Origin of the sequence: Robertmurraya phoenicis, assembly GCF_047302285.1 — a bacterium.
In the GTDB taxonomy this organism is placed as follows: domain Bacteria; phylum Bacillota; class Bacilli; order Bacillales; family Cytobacillaceae; genus Robertmurraya.
Genome location: NZ_CP154845.1, coordinates 778,488 through 798,560, shown reverse-complemented (window position 1 = coordinate 798,560; position 20,073 = coordinate 778,488). Strand labels below are relative to the sequence as shown.

Sequence of the window (20,073 nt, the reverse complement as noted above, 5' to 3'; positions counted from 1 at the left end):
TTGAATGGCTAATATCTCTAGTCCACTCAATTATTTTGAATTTGTTAAATACTTTATTGACCTACAACATCCCGAGCTGGATTCCGTTGTCCGGGAGTAGTATTCCTTTTCTGTTTATTTTGTTTGGCAGCTTTTACTTCTTCCTTAGTACCTAGTAGGGACTTTAACCTATTCCTATCTTCTTCTTTCTCAATAAATATCGATTCGCCTGTTAATGCTTCCTCAGCAAGTGTTAGTAATTTCTGAGTTTGTAAAGCATTCTTTTGTAAAATATCAATCGTAATGGTTTTTTCATCATTTTCAATAGCATATGAAAGGCATCTCTGCAGCCAATCTTTTAAGACCCCTGCACATCCTACACAGTTTTCATAAATGAACTCTTCATACTTAATAAAGTCAGGTTCTTCATGTACGGGTAACAATTTTTGAAACGTTCTTAATACACTTCTAAACATTTTCTTCTCTTGTTTATTCCTATAGTCATACCTAGGAAAGTGAATTTCTTTTACCCTTCTTGATAACTGTCCATCAAGGTTTATTACCGTGTTTAAGGCATAAGTTCCAAATAAAACTACTTTGGTGTTAGCCATATTAGCAAGCGACTTCAATGAGTTAAATTGTCTTGTAATACCAACTCCTGTACTAATATCAGTATTTCTACCATTTTCAATTTTAAAGAAATGTTGCGCCTCGTCGATTAATAAAGCTTTTGTTTTCCTATGATAAAAGGCTTTCTCTATTGATCTCCTAAGTTCAGGTGCTGTTTCAGCTTTTTTGGTATTTATTTTTACTTTTTGAACTTGTCTAATAATCCTTTGATAATCAATCTTTTGTTCAATTAATGGTTCATTAAGTCCCATAAGAACTCTATAATAAAAATCTTTCCAATTAAACTTCCCTAAATCCGGGTTAGGAAGTTCAATGCCGGTAATGGGAATAATGCCTTGGTCAACCTCCAGTTGTTCCGACATATCGAGATAAACGGACTGTAATGTTCTTTCAAACAATCTAGATTTACCAACACCTGATGGCCCAACCACTAAAATGACATTGCAGTCACCAGTATATATTTCTTTTTTTAAATCCTTTAGTACTAGACCCATCTTAGGGTGTGCCACAGTATAATTCTTAAAGAAATCTACTCGGTCTTCCTTCGATTTTTCCAATAGCTCTATAGGAAATATTCTATTATCATTAACATTATTCATTATATCAGCTCTCCATAAATCTCAAATTCATCTTCATCAATCTCTTCTGGTCCTTCTGAATCCATATTAATAGCATCAAGTACAGTCTCACTGTCTATAAGCTGTAGATTGGGCTTTGTTTCTAATGGTTTATATTTTTCATATTCAAGCTTTTCTTCAATACCTTCTGATTCCAAGATAAATTTAGCGATCATTTTTGCTGTAATCGCCCTACTTTTCGAATTATATTTCTTCTTTTCTCTAAGTTCCTCAGAAATTAATTTAAGCTGTTTCTCTGTCTTTCCATTGAATACAGCATATTGGTCGGATAAACATTTCTCCCAATTATTATTTATCAAAACATATGCTATCCCAATATTAAATGGATCATATCTAACCTCTACTTCGGAATTTTCAACTTTCGGATCCCTAAAATTTGGACACCAATAATAGGAATAGGTTAATTTTATCCCTTTTCCCGGGTGTACTTTGCGGGTTTTTCCAGTAACAGAAGGTAAAGTCATCAAAATAAAGTTATCATCATAAGGAATATAGGTATTAGTACGGCTACCAGAAAGTTCAATTGATTCTTTATGAGCTTCTTTCGGTGTTTGATTTAAAGACGGATTCTCCAAATTGTCATAAACCTCATTAATCCAGCTATCCAGTCTTTCATACAAACTTTCTATTGTCCACACTGCATGATTTTTTGGATTTACTGATTTAGTCACTTGTCGAACGTTTTTCATAATTTGTGTGTTGCCGGTCAGGTTGTGAATGAATAGTTTATTTGCTATTCCAAACATTCGTTCAACAACATTACCAAATCTTGCTTTTGCTGCAGGTCTATCTTTTTTATGCACACCATATAATGCAAGAAGTGACTCAAAATAAATACTTCTAAATTCTTTTCCACCATCAACTACAATATGGTTTGGTAATCGGTTATATTTTTTCACACAATCTCTTATTACCATCATGCATGATCTATAAGATGGAGTTTCAAAGGTTATATAAAAGGCAAGTATTCTTCTTGAAAAAGCGTCAACCATAAATGTACACCAAGGTCTCTTAGTTTCCCTTTCATTTATAACTAATTCAATATCTAATTCAGTGTGATCAATATGTGCAATTTCAAAAACTCTTTCACCATGCTTTGGGGTAGTGAATTCTAATTCATAATAGAATTCCTCATGTTTATAGGCAGCACGGTTCCCTTTTCTGCTATATTCCAAATCATATACCTTCTCATTTTTTAGAACTGCACAAAACGTTTGATACGATGGTGGGTATAGGTTTAATTCATCACATTTATTAATTAATTCTCCGTAAACCTCTCTTGCTGTTTTTTGCTTAATCGTTTTATAACTATCTGATATCATTGTATTCATCATTTTAATAGTTTCAATTGGAAGTTTTGCTTGACGGTTTCCTCTTTTTTTGGTATCTGGTATCAAGCCAAAGTAACCATTTCCGTGTAGCATTTCAGCATCCTTATACTTTTTTACCCAGTTTCTTACTGTTCTATCAGTAACATTATCTATTTCAATTTTTTCACCATTAAGATACTTAATAACAATCTCGTATCTTTTATTTGCAACATTTAAATCAGATTCGGTTGCCTGAGATAATATTTTTTTTGTGCTGCTTTCAATATCACTTTCGACATCAATTCCTTTGATATACCCTTCTGCTATATAGCCTTCAAATATATGAAGTGGTAAATTTACATTGTTGTCATCGAGATTAGAGTATAGAAAAACTTCTTTATTACCGGGATCATAGTTCAATATTGTCCACGTGTTTTCTCCCCATAAGATTTTGTTTCCGCTTTTTAGTACAATTTTTGTAGTTTTTCTTTCACGCTTTTTAGATTGTGCTACGATGGAAAAAACTTTGCTTTGTTCTTTATTTAAGAAAACTTTTATACTCTCAGGCTCAGTAATTACTGAATTATATAAATCGATATATATAATATTTTTAGATATTAAGGCATATATATCATCTGCAGAATATTGATCTTCTTTAGCTTGAATTAGTTCTAATAAGGTTAAACCGGGAGATGATAAAATAATCTCCTTTATCTGGGAAACCTTTTGACTTTCAGGTAAATATTCATTGACAATATAGTCTTCTAGAAAAGTAAGGTTTCGTTGGAGTGTCCAATTAATATCTTCTGATGACCGGACTAAAAAATCTAAATCAAGTTCTCCTGCATAATTTATTCCCGGTGCAAATCTCCATTGACCATCCTCTTTAAAATACCTATCGGGTCTTTCTTGTGACAATTTAACTAGTTGTACTTCAGACTTCCATTCAACCCAATAGGCTCTATTCTTTTCTATCACGAAAAAGTCAGGAGTGTACATATAAGCCATTTTTTTATCTTTTCCATTTTTGCTCTGATAATAAATTACCTTCAATGAAGGGGGTTGATCATAATATTCGAGAACATTATCATCAAACTCCATCATATAAATTGCAGGTAATTCAACCTTATGACTTTCAAACTGTATCGTTACTCCCATCTTTCTACTACTAAATTTCCCACTTACATTGTGTCTTCCTCCACCAACTCTTCGTGCTGGTGGAGAATTCCTAATACGTTGTATTTCCTTCTTTGTTCCTTCAGTTAAGTCAAGACTTTCAGCCCATTTTTCAAATTCTTCTGGACTCATCATATAGAAAATGCCCTCCTTTTATTCTGCAAAACCACTCTTGGCTAATAGAGATTTCCAATACTCTTGAAGAACTTTTTCTTTTAGCAATCCTTTTTTATTTACCCTTTGTTCTATTTTCCGGCGACTTGGATAAATCTCCTCATTTATTAAAGAAATAAATGCTTTATTTATTTCCACTTTTAACATTTCCACTCTCTGATTTGATTTAAGGTCTACAAACTCTCTATACCTTTTTGAAATTTGCTTACAAAGATCAGGAAAGTTTCTATAAAGGACTCGTTTATCATGTCCAATTTTATTGGCAGCTGCACTCATTGATATTACGGGATCGTTTCTTAAAAGTTCTTTAAGTTTTTTCTCTATAACTACAATATCAAGTGGTTTACGTATTACTTTTTTCTTTTTAACAACTATGTGATTATCAATCTGATATATGTTAACAGCAGGTATTTCATTTTCGAAGAGTAAATCTGATATATTTTTATTAATTTTAAAACAAATGAATAATAGGCTTTCTAAAGCGGGGAAATTTTCATAGGATAGCCAGCAACGCAATGTGCTTTTTGGGATATTAAGGAACTTTGAGAAGTCTGATATGTTACCTAAAAAATATTCTTCATTGATTATATTTAATTGATTTAATATTTGTTCTCTCGGACTTTTTATAAAGAAATAAGTGATATCCAAAGTTAATATGTTTTCAAGGTTATGAATAATAAACCTTTGCCACTTTAATTCTAATGGTTCTGGTTTTTCATTATTTGTAGCTAGAGATAATGAAGCAAAACATTTAGAACAATATCCGGGTAGAATTTGTCTACGAAGAATATCAACTTTTTCATGACAGACTTGGCACTCTTCTAAAAGAAAACAATTGTGTTCTATGCATATTTTCACTGGTTTTATGTGCCAAATGAGAGGATAGTAGACCATTGAACTTGATCGCCATTTATTAATACACTCTGGACACCACGAAAGTGAATCCTTTAAGAGATTTCTTAATGCAATAAAATCTTTCCATTTATTTAAGGTAAGATCAGAAAGATCACTTCTGGAAGTTAATTTTTCCATTACCTTCACTAAATCACTTGAATTTTCCATATAACCATTAATGGTCTTGGCTCCCTCATAAAAACGATTACCTCCATAAGTACCGCTCCTTGTTAAATAATCTTTATTGACTTGCGGAACGATTTGTTTGTTTATTAAATTTCCTATTGTAACATTATGTTCATATGCAATTCTCATAATATAACTAGTAAGACTTTCCACATATTTAGTTCCTAAATTAATAGGCTTTAAATTATATAAGATACTTCTTTCACCGAATTGATTAGGCATTAACTCCTAGCCCCTTCCCTCTATAATTAGTCATTATCCCCTCCATATGTCTCTATTTGTTTCATTGCCAACTCATTATCCATGTAATCTGCAATTTTCCGGGTTAAAGTTTTGTTCTCAAGCATTTCTTTTCGAATATCTGATTGAGCTTTTTGATGTTTTAATCCCCTTGCGTCATCAAGTATTAATTTTGCTACTAAGACCCTCACCAAACGGGCATCCGTTGTTTTATATATCCATTCCCAAGCCTGATCCGTGATAATTTGGTTGTATTTTTCAATGTAAAAAGCTGCAAAGATACGCTTTAAATTTCTTATAGACCCATAAAAGAACTGTTTTAGAATTCCGTCTCCTTCTTCGTTTAAAAAAATTTTAATGCTGTAGGCAATTCCCTTTAATAGAAGATCCTGTTCTTCGGTTAGAACAACTGTATCATCATCGAAGTACAAGAATGCATCCTCATTCGCTAAATATCTCCTGTCTTCATTAGAAGCATTAGTCAGCTCAATAGCAGACTGAATTTGATTATGAAATGCTAATAATTCTTCTTCAATTCGAGAAATTTCCTTTAGAAAAATAGTTTCTATCTGAATTTCCAACTCTGGAAAATAACAAACTAAAATCTTTTCAACATCTTGTTGCTGTATATATATGATTTTATTTCTCTCCCAGCAAACTTCATATCAAGTATGATAGTTCCAAATTGTCTCTCGATAATTTGAGGGTGCCCCGCAACTTTGTCAAAGAGTTTTAAGTAAGAGAATTTTTCCCCCGGCAAGTAAATCCATGTACGAGCTAATGCTTTTATAAACTCAGTAGGAGGGAATTTTGGTCCTTTTTCATATTTGCAAGCTATGTACAATATATTTTTCACATCGCTTGTAACATTTAAATAATAAATTAGCAATTTCAATGCCCCCAACTGTTTTGGAGAGGAAAACGATTGAAGTTTATTAGAAAACCAATTTATAAAGGTCTCACTTGAAAAATTGGTATATATCATTTTAAACATTTCCTCTGAATCAGCAATGAGCCATTTTTCTACGATATGAATTTGTTCTATTTCATTATCTAGGTTAGAAAATCTGGAAAGTAATTGATCCATCTGAACTCTTACTGGCAAATCGATAGGTAAAGATAAATGCTGATCAGCCCATTCCTTTGCTTTCATACATTGCTCAAAATCTATATCGCCGCCAACAATTGCGCTTTTTGGGAAACGACTTTCAATCAACATCGCAATCGCTAATATATAGAAGTGGTATTGATATCCTTGTGTTTTTGAGTCAAATACCTCAACATTTTTTTGCTGATTTTCTTCTAATAAAATATCACTTTTTTGTTCAACTCCTTGCGAAGTCAGATATTTATCTAAATCCCGATAAAGCATAAAAGTTTCTGCATATTGCTTGTTATTTAAATCACCCATTATGGTCCAGTGCTTTTCTGGCTCTGTTTTTTCAAGAGCCTGTACATACATCGGTATTCGATATTCTCAAAAACTCCTTTCTCTCAATTTGTGCAAATGGAAATGCCTGTACTAATGTCAAACTTTCCTCATATACATTCTCCCATTCAGAATTTGAAATATTATTTGGCAAAATCGATAAACGAATATAGGTTCCTATAATAATTCTCCTTTCAAGCTATTGTTTGTTCATCTGTTGGCATTCTCTTTAGCGATACTCTATTTCCTTACTCAACCTCTTTCATTGGTGAGACTAGGATAGTCAAACCTAACTGGGCATTATCCCACATTTTAACCCATGGAAAACTCCCTTCTGGTAGCACGAATACTCTATCTTCCAAGGGATTAATGGGTTCTTTATTTACTTTACAACCATGAGAAATTGTAGCAGGATGAATTCTCACCAATCTTCTCGTGTCATTAAAGAATATTAAATTCATTAGTTCTTCCTCTTTTTCTAAATGTTTTATAAATCCTATCTCCTATGTTAACAGGAGATAGGAAATTACCAAGCAATACCAAACCGAGCCTAACCAAGCCTTACCGAACGGTACTGTACCCCACTTACATCGTGCCAATTTCTCATCAGTGACCAAGTGGCACTACTTGGCCAGACAAGGGAGATGGCTTTCTCTCTTCTTGTTTCGAATATTTTTTATTTAATCCTCCCATGTCAGTTGTCTCCAATCAGGGGGTATTAATCCATCTCTTATTGCATTAGCCGTAAGCCCTCTATGCCTGTTGCATTGTCTCAACGAGTGGCATGGTATACAAAGAGTTCTTAAATTAGATAACTTGTTATTCCCACATTTCCCGCTGACAATATGGTCGATATGAGAATTTGTAAGACTTACTATTTTTAAACAGTTGGTACATTTATAGTGGTCTCTTTTTAAGACTGCAGGCCTTATATTTTTATACCAAACCTCATTCGGCATCCTAGATTTAGGCACTTTGACTAGACACCCTCTCTGCTTTAAAATCCAGAACTTCGAATCTCCCAAAGCCATTTACCCTGTTATCCCCAATTCCCACAAGAAAACCGGCATCATTACAAACTGATTCCATAAGTTCTTTCCCTACAACCGTTGCTTCCCAGATAATTGAAAAACTTAACTCCCAACCCTTAGACAGTGCTAGTCGATATCTAATATGTCTTGCGGAAGTTCTTTGCATTTTTACGCTCCTTACATCAATGTATACTTCACTATTTGAATTTCGTGTAATGACATTAAGGTCAGTTGGCAATGACCTGTTAGTAAAAAAAAGATAATCATCTACAGTCTCAAGGGTGGCTGCTAATTGAGCCTGAAGCCCTCTTTTTGTAAATTTTGCTGCATTTATCAGACAGCGATGAATATAACTTCCATCAATATATAACTCCCCTTCTCGTGTAGCGTTAAATGTCTTTTTCCATTCCATAGGATTTTTGCCTGCGACTCCTTGAAGATCCTTCTTTTCATGAGGCAAAGAAATTGATTCTTCTGTAAAGCGGTTAAAAATGAATGGGCGAATCCCCCTAATTTTTACGTGTGCAATATAAAGAGCCATTAAGCTATCCTCCTCTAAAATATTACTAATAGTAATAATATCCAATGTTATTTATTGCTATTCATAATAAAAGCGAAAAAATGTTGCTTACTAATATTAACGGGATGTAGTCTGATTTTAACGACAGTGGTAGGAGGGGAGATATGTTTAGTACAGAAGACATTGGAAATAGGATACGCACTTTTAGAAAAGAACATAATATGACATCGGTAGACCTTGCCCAAACAATACAAATATCTCAGCCATACTTATCACAAATAGAAAGTGGCAAGAAACCCGTTACAGTTGATATTTTAATTAATATCTGTAACGTATTTGGAATAACACTAGAACAATTCTTTTCACAGAAAACCAGTATTCATGACGTGATAAGTTTAAATAAAGTAATGAAGGCAGCGGGTAAATTAAATAATGAGGAATTAGAGGCCTTACATAAGTTTCTAGAAGTAATAACAAGAAACTCAGAAATCAATAAAAGCGATTAGCCCAATATGGATTAATCGCTTTTTTATTCACGAAAGACAAAATAGCCCATTTTTTTAGAAATTCAACTACTTGACTGTTCTGGATGGCATTTTTATGGTCACTAAGTTTACATAATGAACAATTAACTGATGAAATTGTTTCCTGTATTAGCAATAAAAATGTTAAAATAGCAGTATCTTTACAAGTTCAAAAAGAGCCAAAATACGCAATTCATGCATAAGAACTAGCATATTTTGGTCTTTTTGTTTTTGTTCTTTATTGCATTAAAGCTACCCTTTAAAGGAATAACTAAAAAGGACTTATTCTATATAAGGTAAACGACTAAATGCTTCGCTTCTAAGCATACCTATTAATAAGTGGTTTTGAATCAGTACGCTCTGTAGAATAAATAAATTTAATCCAAAATATAATCTGAACTATATCCATTAATCAAAGTCTAGAACTTATTTATCATCACTTAATCGGCATAAGTGCTAACATTTCCATAAGGCCTTATACTTCTCAGGTTTGTCATATGGAAAATTATCAACTCCCTCATCGAGCGTATGAAGTAAATGCTCCACTTGCTCTTTCTTTTCTTCGGCTGTACGTCGTTAAAACGTATTTTTCGCCATTCTTTCAACACCCTTTCCCAAAATGGTTTACCTTCATCTTTTAATGAACGCAAAAAAGCCTTTGGGTTATAGATTACTCTAATAGCAGCATAGAAAAAAAGCTACTAAGTCACAAACTCCACCCAAAGGCTATATGTATTCATCACCGCAGCCACAGAATAAAAAGTGTCGCAAATAAAAATAAAGTAGAAAGTATGGTTATAGTATACAATACATGGTAAAAAACTACTATACTTCGACAGTAGTTAGATTTCGTTCCAAGCCTATCATAGAGCTCTTTTACTTTCATCATATATTCTTCCGATGCAACATCTATGTTCTGCCATGTAGACAAATGGGAGAGTATTTAATAGAAATAAGCACCAAGTTTTCTAGAGGCTCATTCCCTTTTATCCCTTGTTGCATTGCTGCTTCGAGATGCGCTTCTTTACTTACATTTACAATAATGTGGTAATAAATTCTTTATCATTATCTGGATCCATGTGAGATGAAACATAAGTATTATTAAAATCCTCTAGTTCAACGAAATGTTTGGTTTTAAATTTTGGTTGACCCTAGTGTTCCACTTCTAGCTCTACACTGATTTTCTTCATCCTTTCTTTTAAACGTTGCAATGAAGTACTTATAAAAAAATAATGTAAATCCAAAATTTGAGCAATAGATCATATAACCTAATAATTGCTTAAGTTGGGTTTTATATTTCCCCCATTTTTTAACTTCGCCAACAGTTATGTAATTTTTATAGTTGGAGATGAATAAGTTTCACCTTTTTGACATTAGTAAATCCACCAGGTCTCTATCCTTCAATTATAATTTTACTATTTTTTAAGCTTGATTCGAGAAGATTTCTTAACTTGTCACTGGAAATCCGTTTCTTCTGTTTTCATTAATTAATGGGATTATTTTCAATTGATTTTATTGCACTGTTTATTTCCTGATATAGTCCATTATATTCTTTAAATTCGATATAACTTGACAATATTTTAGTGCATTGATTTCTAATATTTCTGACTTGGATTTTTCTAATGTCTTTTTGCTGAATTGTCTGGTAGGACTTGTCCAAACATCATAGAAATGCTCTAATTCACCAACAATTCTAATGTAATGAGACCATTTGTTAAATCAGGGGTATGAATAAAATCTAATATTTGTTCAATCTCAGATATGAATTTTTCCTATATTTTTTTATCGCTCATTATTTTGTTTCTGCTCTTTTCATGTAAATTATTTACTCATGAAACTTCGGAAAATTAACTTTTGGAACTATATCTCCCAGTCTTAATTGCTGAATAATTGTTTCCCGATATTTTTTTAATTGGTTTTTAGAAAAATGAGGAGCATTCATTACTCGGACCTGCCTTTGATATAAAAAACCATGCGGAATATCGGTAATAAACTTCTTTTCTTCCACATCAAAGTCATAGTGCCCGATGCATTCATGATAAAATTCTTCCACATTAAATGGTATATCTGCATACGGATTATGGAAGACGATTAGACCATCCAGTAAGTCTTCTTTATATTGAGATTTTTCCTTATGTTCAATCGTAGGTTGTGTACCATAATCATTATATTTTTGGTACGAAACAATTGTTACCCTTTGATCATTACTTAATACCCTAGCCTTACTAGCTGTTGCTACATTACTAAATATTACAGCACTGACATGTGAATGATTAGGATTAGTAAAATACCCAAGCGGCACCTTAGAAGCATTACTCTTATCAATCTCTTCGATAAAAACACTGTCAAATAAGTCTCTATTGTGTTCATCCCAATCGATTGCAATAAATCGGTCGAATCCGTATAATACTCTAATTATCGGCTGAAGATTTTGAATAAAGAAATATGGCGAATCAAATGGTGCAATTGCAATAACAAATGGTCTATCTTTAGTTTGATTTAGCTTTATATAAGATTTTAAATACTTTTGCGATTTGGTAACAAAAGCATTAGCGAGCCTTATTGTTGCATTATTTACAACTTTTTCTACAGTCCATTTTTTAAATTCTTCTTCAGTAAATAATTTCTCCCATTCAGGCGTCATGCCTTCGGCATTAGAAGCAATCGTTGCCTCAATGCAGAAACCTTTTTCACCTTCAATGACAAAATCTGGACGATCAAGTTCTAAATTTACTTTTAGTCCTAATTTTTTTAATACAGCAAATAAATATAATTCCCAAAAAGAGGAGTTAAATGTTGTTTGAAATTCATTAATGAACTTTTTATCCCTATCTATAAAGCCTTGAGCCCACCCTTTAAGCACTTCCTTTAAATAGGGATCCCTTTCTTTAGCAATATATTTAAAATTCGGATGTAGCTTTGTACTGCTCATTGTAGTTACGAATAACTTCTCGCTAATGTCCTCCACTGGTCTCACCACCACCTGTTGTTCTACTTAAAGTTAACTTTAAACCCTGTTTTTTGAAATAAATCCGCAGCTAATTGTCTTTTTCTACCGTGTATTAAAAACATATTACCACAATTTATGCAATCACTACCTCGAGCAATCACTGCAGCAACATTACCAGGAGATAATACACTGTAGGGGAATTTTTCTTGTATCTCTTCTTCAAGATTTATCTTTTCATCAACTGAAGTTGCTTCATTCCAAACAATGAGTAAGAATATTGCATTTCCTATTTGTAATAAGTAATGGAATTCTTCTTGTGGAATAAGAAACATATCAAATGGAGGTGCTAGCTTCTCACTCAGGACACATGTTGGATTCATAATCACTTCAAATGGTTTGTCAGGATACATCCCTGAAATAGGAGCAAGATCGACAAAGAAGGCTAAAAATAGAGAATACTTTAAAGACGATTCACTATTTAGTCCGACAATGAACTTAGAATTTTCTTCAAACCATGGATGAGCAGCTTTCTTGAATTGTCGGTTGGAGTTGTAAATAATTTTCATTACCCACTTCGATAAAGCCATGAAATCGTATTCTACTGTTAGGTTTGTATTTGGATGAATTTTTGATAAAAAGTATTCCTTAATAAAATTCGTACCAATTGAATCCAATTCTTGTAATCGTTCATTATTACAAACTTGACAAACATCTTTTACTACATGTTTTTCTGTGCCTAACTCAATTATTTTATCTTGTCCAAAATAAACATATTTAGATTCAGGAAATAATTCAATTAGTGCACTAGGGAAAACGTGTTCCTTTGTTAATTGTTTAGGTTCCTTGCAATAAGCACATAATCGCATTAAATCTCTTCCCCCATTCACTGTGTTACAGCATTTTAGTATCCCTTGGTTGCTAAATTTATATAAAAGAAAAAATATAATGATAACTTTGATACCTGAATATTAAAAAAATAATTATACGCCTAATCGAATATCCATTTAAAAAGTCGCAGATTTCTGCGACTTTTTAAATGGATAAGAATTGTTTAATACTTAATTCGCTTGATAGTAGATACCGTCATTTTCAAACGTAGCCAGTGCTAATTGATGATTTATTTGATATACGTATCTTGAATTTGCTTTCCTAATCGCGATTTAAAATCTTTTTATTTACAAAATTCGATAAAATCAAAAAATAAGTTGACAAAATATTCCCATTTTTTTATACTAAATTTGTAATAGGATAAAATTGGTTATTAATAAAAAAGGAGATGTTTTGATGAAGAAGAAGTTGTTTACTAGTTTAGCAGTAGTATTTAGTTTATTTCTAATGTTTACTGTAAGTACATTGGCAAGTGAAGGTGATTCAAAAAACAGTACAGAATATGGTGTGGCAGCAGTTCCTACAGCTATTTTTACTATACCTACAAATCCTATAATAGGTGGTAGTCAGTATCCTTTTAAGGTAGGTACAACGTCAACTTCTGGACCTCATGTTTTTTATTTTAACCCAGGTGATGGAACTACAAGACAGCGTTATGATGGGAGAGGTTCAGAGCAAAGTAGAACTTTCTACTATACGTACAAAGCTTATGATTATTCAAAGCCTTATAGTGCAACTGCTCAAACTGCAGATCAATTAAATATTTCAAGTTTAGTAACTAAAACCGTAATTGTAAATGCATGGTAATACAAATACGATAGTCAATCGTTACTCCGATCCAAATTGGATCGGAGTATTATAATTGAGGTGAATGCTTTTGAAAATCACTATCAGTCTATCTAAAAAAAGAGAAAAATTTCAAATGATCTCCTTGTTATTAATCATTTATATTTTATTGTCTTGTTCTATCTCTTCATTAAATTCTGCAAATAAAACTATTCAGCAGGATATTTACGATTTTTCCAGAGGAAGCTTCGATATTTTACTACGCCCTGGGAAAAGCCACACATCTATTGAAGATGAATTGGGATTAGTAGAAGAGAATTATTTAGGTGTTGGAGATGGTGGAATATCTATTGAACAGTGGGAGAGAATTAAGAACCGAAAAGATATTGAGGTTGCAGCACCAGTTGCGGCTATTGGTTTATATACAGCCAGTGCAATTAACTACTCATTACCAGAAAGAAATGAATCAATCAGATACACTGTAAAATATTTGACTACGGACGGAGTCAATAATTTTGATTTAGGGGATACGTATACAGCCTATTCATTCTTAGATCAAAATCCTTTTTCAAAATATTCAACTATAACAGATGAATCTCTAGTCAATATTTTTAGGGGTGAATATCCCTCATTTCTATTTCCGCTGACTTATCACCAAGTCGTAGCAATAGATGCCGAAGAAGAAGGAAAACTAACTGGTGAAGATTACTCGAAAATAGATTTGAGTTCTTCAGGGTTAAATCCCGATTTTGATGAAGTTCCGATTCTGGGATTGAAGGATGCACAGGTTCCATTAAAAGCTTTTGTACAAATTGAAAATATTCAGCTTAGTGAGGACGATATTCAACAGCTAAAAAACAAATATAGGATCGATCCAGAGAATGGACTTGGTTTCGAAGGTCTACCTTATAGGGATAAAGATTTACATATTCAATTAATGAAGGAATTGGCGGAAATAGAATCTACATCTACAGAAAAGTACGAACTAGACTTCTCGGATACTATATCTCCATTCTATGATAATTATTTATATGCGAATGAGGAATACCATTTATTGAACTATGAGGATCATCCTGTAGATAAAGAAATGTGGGGCATTATTGACTCTGGAAGTCAAAAAACCTATTACAGCGTCGGGGCAGTAAATTATCAGTTATCAGACAGTAAAATATCTATCAAACAAACTGGAAAAGAACAAGAGTCAGGTATACCTCTTTATCGAGAAATACAAGAAAAAACAAACTTTGTAACCGACGGTCCTAATGTGATAGATGGAGAGGGAATTTACTTTAATCACGTTGGTTATTTTGAAGTAGATCTCAACGAGGAAGAGCTTGCTTCGTCTCCATTAGGTATATATGGAATACACTCTACCTACTTAGCTAAAGATACCAAAACTCTTTTACACCCTACATCATTACCGGGGAGTTTTATTACAACCCCTGCGCATGGACTCATTTCTCTAAATTGGGCTGAACGTTTGAAAAGTGATACACCTATCGATGCCATCCGTGTCAGAGTAGCTGATATTGAAGGATATGACAAGGCAGCCGCCGATAAGATCAAAAATATGGCAGCAGAATTTGAATCAGAAGGATTTACCGTTGATATTGTTGCAGGTGCATCCAATCAATTGTTGACAATTAACGTAGAAGGAATCGGTGAGGTTATTCAACCTTGGACAACTTTGGGTGCGGCAGACACAATACTAAAAAGCTGGGATATTATTAAAATTATTTTAGTTAGTTTGTTTGCAATCGTTAGTCTTGTCTATGTAATCTTTAGTTTCTCAAATTTGATTAAATCCCGTCGAAATGATGAATCTCTTCTAATGAGTTTAGGATGGAAAAAAGAGCACATTAAAAAGCTACGCTTTAACGAATGGTCTTTACTACTAGGTGTTCCATTTATATTTGCTTTTACTATTTTATTAGTAGCTAGTTATATCCTGAAAGAATCTCTATTGATTATTAGTTTAGTGATTATTTTTAGTATCGTTTGCTTACTTATACCTATAATTAGGAAATTTTCCTTAGCAAATGTAAAACTAGAGCACTCTCCTATAGGAACAGGGACAGTTACATGGCAAAACGCTTGGTATTATCGTCACCAAATCACTTTTTCAATGTTCCAAATCAGTTTGATGACGGTTGTCTCAATATTTTTAACATTAGTAATGACACAGCAAGAAAAACAAACTACCCAAACTACATTGGGTATCTATGTTCATGGACAAATGGAATGGTTTTATACTATTTTACTAATCTTTCTATATCTATTAACCATTCTAACCTTAATAGAGTCGCTACTTTCCCTATGGCAGCAACGTTCAGATGAAATAACCACCTTCCACCATATAGGATGGAGTAAAAAACAGTTGATCAATTTTTATTTAAAGGAAATAGCACTATGGTCAGGGGTATCTGTTTTCATTGGTGCACTCATCAGTGTATTCAGTTATCTAATATTATTTGGTAACGTGGTAGATTCACTATTATGGGTAGCTGGAATTGTTGCCATCCTTTTTAGCATAATTTTATTGGTTTCTCTGATTGTACTCTCCAATGTCCTCCATAAGTCAATAAATTTTGGATATAAGAAGGTGAGCTAAATTGTTATTAAACGTGGTGAATCTAAATAAAACATATGAAACAGTTGGTGGAGAATTACGAATTTTAAAGGATATTAAGTTTACTCTAGATGAAGGTGAGTGGCTAACCATTATAGGTCGATCAGGCTCAGGTAAAACGACATTGCTACAATGCTTAGCTGGTCTTCTTTCTCCAGATAAAGGGAGTCAGATCCAATTTAACAATATAAGTATAAGTGCATCAAATGATGATGAACTACAAGGTTATCGCCAGAAGTATATAGGTTTTATCTATCAAGATTTTAAATTATTTCCTCAATTTAATTGTTTGTTAAATGTAATGCTCCCTTTATTACCTTTTGAAGACAAAAATAAGGTTAAAGAAAAAGCGCTTCATTTATTAGAGAAGGTAAATTTATCTCATAGAGTAGAACATTTCCCATCACAACTTTCAGGAGGAGAGAAGCAAAGAATAGCGATTGCAAGAGCACTTATAAACAACCCAAAACTATTAATATGTGATGAACCAACAGGTAATCTTGATGAAAAAAGTCGTGATGAAGTCATTCAACTCTTGGTAGATTTGAATACAGACGGTACCAGTGTCATTTTAGTTACACACGATCGAGAATTAATGAACTTAGGACAACAAACACTGAAATTGAATTGAATTGAAAAAGTGTATAAATTACTCCCATTTTTGACCGAATACGAAAAGGAGAAAAAAACCAGACGCAGAAAATTTTCGTCTTGTGTATTTTAAGTAACTTCCGATAGGAGTGATTATATTAGCTAATACCTGCTAGTTACATAAAGTCTGTAAACTTTATAGTTGATTATTGTGTGGAATAGAAGGAAACCCAGGGTTTCCTTCCATTTTCACTCTAGACTTTTTCGCTTTAAGAAACATTTTTTAGCAAAGTAATAAATAAAATAGGAAGTAAAACTGCTAGTAGTTGCAGCCTAAGAAATAAGAAAAAATGGTATCAGTTCTAGAAATAACAGAAACACCTAGTTATATTTAATTAAGCTCAATTAAAATTAATTACTGTCTGATTTGTATTACTATAAATTCAGTGGTGCTCCTTTTTTCCATCATATTTTTCCTAAAGGTATTTCTACACACTTGGAAGTAATATTTTTTAATTCGTGTTACTTCATCACCCCTTAAGTAATCTTCGCAATGATACTGTAGTTAGACATTTCTATGTATGACATGCAAAAAGTGGTTATCTAGGATCAACTATTCTTGTTCGTGAGTACTTTTCTATTAATGTTCTACACTCTTTTGATAAATGGGCTATTCATCGTATCATAATTCCCTTTTATCTAATTCACTCTCTCGATATCCTGTTATGGATACTTAGGCAAATCTCTTTAAATTCGTTTGAATTTGCTTATTGCGGAAATACTGCATGGATTTTTCTTGACTTACTAAATCCATGTTCACAAAATCTAAGCGAATATCTTTTAAAATACGGTGGTCAGATACAATCGACTTTGGGATAACCCCTTGTAAAATTAATTCATCGATCTTCGCCATATCCACTTTTCCGTATTGAATCAAGAAAGCTTCTCCTAAAGCACCATACACACGATCTAAGTCCCATTCAGGCTTGTGCTTTAATAAAGAGACACTACCATAAGGGATTGTTTCCTTTCCCTTTTCTCGTAGCGAAGGACACCGTCTAGAAGTCCGTTTAAATACTTCATAAGCATCAGAGTAAGTTTTCCCTTCTTGTGTTTAAATGCTAACTTAAGAGTGTACAGAAACGATGGTTTAAGGATGTACAGTTTTGATGGTTAGCTGCATAATATTTTTGAGGTGGAATATTATGCACATGCAAATTAATGTAAATACAGAAATCGAAGTTACGAGTCTTGAAGATTTACCTAAATTTAATTTGTTGATGGAGAGTCTAAAAATGAAAATCAATAAGAGTCAATTAGCTCGTGATATGGGTGTGGATCGGAGGACAGTTGATAAATATCTACAAGGTTATGAGCCGAAAAAGAGCCGGAACCGAAGGTCTAAAATTGATGAATACTACGAAGTCATAGCCGTGCTTCTCTCAGAAAAATCTAATCAGAAATTTTATTATAAACGAGTCCTATGGCCAGCTACGAGTACTACCCTTTGAGTAATATGCTCCCCCATCCGTAGATAGGTTGGGGGGAGCATCTAATCCTACTTGGATCAAAAATGTACATTTGATAGTTGACATTTATACAGATGAAAGAATCAACTGCAAAACTCGATCCGTTTCTTCTTCCAACTGCCCATTATATACGGCCAATCCTTAATAAGATATTCATATACATTCTTTATTATTTTTTCATATGCACTTCTATTCATAATTTGGATTGTGCAGGAGTAGTAATGTAAAGTCCTTTCATAAGAAACGATGAATTAATGGTTTGTTTTTTTGTAAGTCGTAGTTTCAAGATTATCCACTAATTCAACGTTTCTGATGTAGTTGTTTCAGTATTATTGAATATTGATTAATATAGCAGACAAAGAAGTCATATTATAAAATTTAACCATAGGTAATCATACTGATTATTTACTGGGAATTTATTTGATAGCCTCTCTTGCACCGGTTTTATCCGCTGTTTGAGGCACTGTAACAGTACGATCCTCATAACCATACATAATCTTATTTTTATTACTACTATTGTATAGATCAGCTATACCGATACTATGTCCAAATTCATGAGTTGCAGTTCCATTATTGGCAGCTGATGTTCTACCGTTCATTTTACTATGGTTATAGCTCATAAACCAACTGCTTTTATGGTTGTTAAAAGTTTGACTTGTTACATAAGCTACTGTACTTGTGTTGGGGTCGCTATGTTGATAGATTATATTCCCTGATGAACTAGATTGGCTGATGTTTACTATGCCAGTGTTATTCCATCTAGACGCACCTGTACTAGTGTAGTTTTTGTATTGCTGAGTTAAAGTTGGAGAATACTGATAGGTTGTAGAACTCGTACCTAAATGGCCATGAGTGCTTGTACAATTAACTTTCCAACCGCTACTTTCACTTCCTGAATTACAGGAGGAAGCTGAGTGTGCAAATACCGAAGATGTTAGGATTGTAGAAGACAGTAGCAATGCAACAACTAAAGAGTATAGAACCCTTTTAAGATTAAAATTCACTATTCTCACCTCGTTTTTGTTAATTTAATTTTCTTTTACGCTACGCAAGAATTTTTCTCTGTCAAAATATTGGATTTCCTGGTCAGCATTACTTTCTGATAAAGAATTAAAGACAATTTGCTTATTAATCGTCGATTGATCAATTGATATTGCATTTAATTCTTCATCGTTATAGGCAAGGTTCACTATAACATTTTCATTCAGGACCTGATAAAGTCCTGCTTCCTCATTCAAAATCCAGTAGTCGCTATTGTCTGAATTTATAGTTTCCTTTAAAAAAAGTATATATTTATTCCCAGATTCTAAAGTATATTTATCCTCATGATATATCCAATCACTATTGCCTACCTGGTATACAGTAATGCTTGAATATTTTTTTGTTTCATCTCCTTCAATAACATTTTCTACTTGCAACTCAAAGATCGATTTAGGGGTAGGTAGATCTATTTCTCCCACTTTTTTGATAACCTTCACTTCTGCTATTAAATCAGCTTCACCTTTCAATTTGTCGAAGGGGAAAATATCTACGGACGCAAATAATTCCCCTGTTAGTCCGACAAACTTGTATTCCTCATTCTCAAGTTCACTTTTTTTTGAAACTTTATCACTAACGATGACTTCTTGTTGCATAATCTTCTGCGAACTAGCGTCTGATTGGCACCCTGTTAGAAACAGAATACCTGCAAGCATAACACATCTAGACAATTTAGGCTTTACCATTAATTAACCCTCCTTTTTTAAATTTACCTTTATATTATTGTTAATTATTTTCCATGCCAATCAAAATATTTAAAAAATTCAAATAATTTGCAATATAATTTATTTTTTGATATGTTTAGAAGTAGATAATAGGTTCCCCTAAAATTGAAAGGTTTTATTGAATAACTAAACTAAGGGTTGAGTCGGTGGTTTGTATAAGGATTTAACTCAATTAAGTAGAATACATGGGTTTATGCGGGTAGAGA

General features: G+C 33.0%; 16 protein-coding genes and 1 pseudogene. 5 read left to right on the top strand and 12 right to left on the bottom strand.

Annotated elements, in window-relative coordinates; all coding sequences use genetic code 11:
• Window positions 1–53 precede the first annotated feature (53 nt).
• The 7 genes from AA0X71_RS03690 to AA0X71_RS03660 form a co-directional block, all read right to left on the bottom strand.
• On the bottom strand, window positions 54–1,208 hold the full coding sequence (locus tag AA0X71_RS03690) for an AAA family ATPase (protein WP_413359367.1): 1,155 nt from the start codon (window positions 1,206–1,208) through the stop codon (window positions 54–56).
• Window positions 1,208–3,868 carry a TnsA endonuclease N-terminal domain-containing protein gene (locus tag AA0X71_RS03685; RefSeq protein ID WP_413359365.1) on the bottom strand — a complete coding sequence of 887 codons (2,661 nt, stop codon included), beginning with the start codon at window positions 3,866–3,868 and terminating at the stop codon, window positions 1,208–1,210. Before AA0X71_RS03685 ends, AA0X71_RS03690 begins: the two co-directional genes overlap by 1 nt.
• Window positions 3,869–3,886: 18 nt before the next feature.
• Complete coding sequence (locus AA0X71_RS03680; RefSeq protein WP_413359363.1) at window positions 3,887–5,209, bottom strand: TniQ family protein; 1,323 nt, start codon at window positions 5,207–5,209, stop codon at window positions 3,887–3,889.
• Window positions 5,210–5,235: 26 nt separating this feature from the next.
• Window positions 5,236–5,808 (bottom strand): hypothetical protein, encoded by a 573-nt coding sequence (locus AA0X71_RS03675; protein WP_413359360.1) that lies wholly within the window; start codon window positions 5,806–5,808, stop codon window positions 5,236–5,238.
• A gap of 17 nt (window positions 5,809–5,825) precedes the next feature.
• A complete protein-coding gene (locus AA0X71_RS03670) occupies window positions 5,826–6,689 on the bottom strand; it encodes a hypothetical protein (RefSeq protein WP_413359358.1) in 864 nt (287 codons plus the stop codon).
• A gap of 215 nt (window positions 6,690–6,904) precedes the next feature.
• Window positions 6,905–7,117 carry a hypothetical protein gene (locus tag AA0X71_RS03665; protein ID WP_413359355.1) on the bottom strand — a complete coding sequence of 71 codons (213 nt, stop codon included), beginning with the start codon at window positions 7,115–7,117 and terminating at the stop codon, window positions 6,905–6,907.
• Window positions 7,118–7,622: 505 nt separating this feature from the next.
• The gene (locus AA0X71_RS03660; protein WP_413359353.1) at window positions 7,623–8,228 is read right to left on the bottom strand and encodes a hypothetical protein; all 606 of its coding nucleotides are present in this window, start codon (window positions 8,226–8,228) and stop codon (window positions 7,623–7,625) included.
• Between the two features lie 143 nt (window positions 8,229–8,371).
• On the opposite strand from AA0X71_RS03660, the gene AA0X71_RS03655 reads away from it, so the two are divergent.
• Window positions 8,372–8,713, top strand: a complete 342-nt coding sequence (locus tag AA0X71_RS03655) for a helix-turn-helix domain-containing protein (protein ID WP_413359350.1) — start codon at window positions 8,372–8,374, stop codon at window positions 8,711–8,713.
• A 1,843-nt stretch (window positions 8,714–10,556) separates the two neighbouring features.
• On the opposite strand, the gene AA0X71_RS03650 is transcribed toward AA0X71_RS03655, so the two are convergent.
• Window positions 10,557–11,699: a hypothetical protein gene (locus AA0X71_RS03650; protein ID WP_413359347.1), complete on the bottom strand. Its 1,143-nt coding sequence runs from the start codon at window positions 11,697–11,699 to the stop codon at window positions 10,557–10,559.
• Window positions 11,700–11,722: 23 nt separating this feature from the next.
• Window positions 11,723–12,547, bottom strand: coding sequence for a hypothetical protein (locus tag AA0X71_RS03645; protein ID WP_413359345.1), 825 nt, complete (start codon window positions 12,545–12,547; stop codon window positions 11,723–11,725).
• A gap of 418 nt (window positions 12,548–12,965) precedes the next feature.
• Here AA0X71_RS03645 and AA0X71_RS03640 point away from each other — a divergent pair, with 418 nt between their 5' ends.
• From AA0X71_RS03640 to AA0X71_RS03630, 3 genes are all read left to right on the top strand, one after another.
• On the top strand, window positions 12,966–13,376 hold the full coding sequence (locus AA0X71_RS03640; protein ID WP_413359342.1) for a hypothetical protein: 411 nt from the start codon (window positions 12,966–12,968) through the stop codon (window positions 13,374–13,376).
• A gap of 70 nt (window positions 13,377–13,446) precedes the next feature.
• On the top strand, window positions 13,447–15,966 hold the full coding sequence (locus AA0X71_RS03635; RefSeq protein WP_413359338.1) for a hypothetical protein: 2,520 nt from the start codon (window positions 13,447–13,449) through the stop codon (window positions 15,964–15,966).
• 1 nt (window position 15,967) lies between these two features.
• Window positions 15,968–16,615 carry an ABC transporter ATP-binding protein gene (locus tag AA0X71_RS03630; protein ID WP_413359335.1) on the top strand — a complete coding sequence of 216 codons (648 nt, stop codon included), beginning with the start codon at window positions 15,968–15,970 and terminating at the stop codon, window positions 16,613–16,615.
• Between the two features lie 693 nt (window positions 16,616–17,308).
• On the opposite strand, the gene AA0X71_RS03625 is transcribed toward AA0X71_RS03630, so the two are convergent.
• Window positions 17,309–17,512, bottom strand: a complete 204-nt coding sequence (locus tag AA0X71_RS03625; protein ID WP_413359332.1) for a hypothetical protein — start codon at window positions 17,510–17,512, stop codon at window positions 17,309–17,311.
• Between the two features lie 268 nt (window positions 17,513–17,780).
• Between AA0X71_RS03625 and AA0X71_RS03620 the strand changes: the two are divergent.
• Window positions 17,781–18,062: pseudogene (locus AA0X71_RS03620) on the top strand (IS21 family transposase); the annotation flags it as partial.
• A 458-nt stretch (window positions 18,063–18,520) separates the two neighbouring features.
• Here the strand turns inward: AA0X71_RS03620 and AA0X71_RS03615 are convergent.
• Entirely contained in the window at window positions 18,521–19,108 is a 588-nt protein-coding gene (locus tag AA0X71_RS03615) for a hypothetical protein (RefSeq protein ID WP_413359330.1), read from the bottom strand.
• A 24-nt stretch (window positions 19,109–19,132) separates the two neighbouring features.
• On the bottom strand, window positions 19,133–19,828 hold the full coding sequence (locus tag AA0X71_RS03610; protein WP_413359327.1) for a hypothetical protein: 696 nt from the start codon (window positions 19,826–19,828) through the stop codon (window positions 19,133–19,135).
• Window positions 19,829–20,073: the final 245 nt, after the last annotated feature.